At 35.3% G+C, this 1,391-nt stretch carries 2 protein-coding genes and 2 pseudogenes; all 4 read left to right on the forward strand.

Going from position 1 to position 1,391, the window contains the following annotated elements; translation table 11 throughout:
- The first annotated feature begins 23 nt into the window (after positions 1-23).
- Positions 24-233 (forward strand): hypothetical protein, encoded by a 210-nt coding sequence (locus ARSQ2_RS13340; RefSeq protein ID WP_238334489.1) that lies wholly within the window; start codon positions 24-26, stop codon positions 231-233.
- A complete protein-coding gene (locus ARSQ2_RS13345) occupies positions 191-466 on the forward strand; it encodes a MurR/RpiR family transcriptional regulator (protein ID WP_238334490.1) in 276 nt (91 codons plus the stop codon). The genes ARSQ2_RS13340 and ARSQ2_RS13345 overlap by 43 nt, the downstream gene beginning before the upstream one ends.
- A 188-nt stretch (positions 467-654) precedes the next feature.
- Positions 655-866 (forward strand): annotated as a pseudogene (locus ARSQ2_RS13950) (pyruvate kinase); the annotation flags it as partial.
- A 130-nt stretch (positions 867-996) separates the two neighbouring features.
- Positions 997-1,289: pseudogene (locus ARSQ2_RS13955) on the forward strand (pyruvate kinase); the annotation flags it as partial.
- Positions 1,290-1,391 lie beyond the last annotated feature (102 nt).

Raw genomic sequence — 1,391 nt, forward strand, 5'->3', positions numbered from 1 at the left:
CTATTCGCCAGATCTTAATCCAATTGAACATAAATGGGCACAAGCTAAATGCAAAAAAGAGCGCTCGGATGCGACACAGATATTTTGTTCGCACTCAATGTGGTGTAATCAAAATTAAGTCGCTTAGCTATAACTATAGCTATGGTAACGTTGTGATTTGCATTTTGCCTACTGTGGACCCACGCAAAACTTGGTTGAACAAGCTAAAGTTGCTAAAGCCAATGATTCTATAATCATTACTACTACTACCGCTAATTCCTCTCTGGCACAAATCGCTTCCTTATCTATCGCGATTACTGTACCTGAATATACTAATATTTACATGCCGATGGCATCACGACTAGCACAGTTGACATTAATAGATGTGCTAGCAACTGGCTTTATTTTACGTCGAGGGCAAAAATTTAGAGATAACTTAAAGTGCGTAAAAGATATATTACATGATGTATATCCTGATAAACTCTAGTGCTATTTACCTTTAGCAAACAGATCAATATCAGCAAACTATAGATCCGTTCGTTTTACTGCAAAAAATATTCTCTCTAGCTAAAGCATTTAAATGATACAACAGCACACTTTAATAAAGGGATTAATTTCATTTCTATGTAATAATCTATCAACCAACACCAATTTTAATAAGTAACGGAGTCATAAATGTCGAGACGACTTAGAAGAAAAAAATTGTTACTACTCTCGGTCCCGCGACTGATCGTGATAATAACCTGGAAAAAGTGATTAAAGCCGGCGCAAACGTTGTTCGTCTAAATTTTTCTCATGGCTCAGCAGAAGATCACTTACAACGGGCAAAAAAAGTACGTGAACTTGCGAAATCATTAACACAACATGTCGCTATTCTTGATGATCTATAGCTGGGCGACTTTAAAATGATTACAATTAATCACTCTATATAAAATGATTACAATTAATCACTCTATATCAGTAAATTTATATTGAAGAAAAACATATATTTTGTAATCAAAATTAAGACGCTTAGCTATACAAGGACCTAAAATTCGCGTTTCAACATTTAAAGAAGGAAAAATTTTCCTTCATATTGCCGATAAATTTATCTTAGATGGCAATTTAGCCAAAGGTGAAGGTAATCAAGAAAAAGTCGACATTGACTATCAAGGTTTACCGAATGATGTGGCATCAGGTGATGTTCTGTTACTCCATGATGGACGCGTTCAATTAAAAGTACTTACGCTAAAAGATCAACAAATTCTTACTGAAGTACTGTTGGTGGACAACTATCAAACAATAAAGGGATCAATAAACTTGGTGGTGGTCGCTAGCTAAGCGACTTAATTTTGATTACACCATATTGAGTTCGAACAAAATATCTGTGTCGCATCCGAGCGCTCTTTTTTTGCATTTAGCTTGTGCCCATT

Source organism: Arsenophonus endosymbiont of Bemisia tabaci Q2, from assembly GCF_902713415.1.
Classification (GTDB): Bacteria; Pseudomonadota; Gammaproteobacteria; order Enterobacterales; family Enterobacteriaceae; genus Arsenophonus.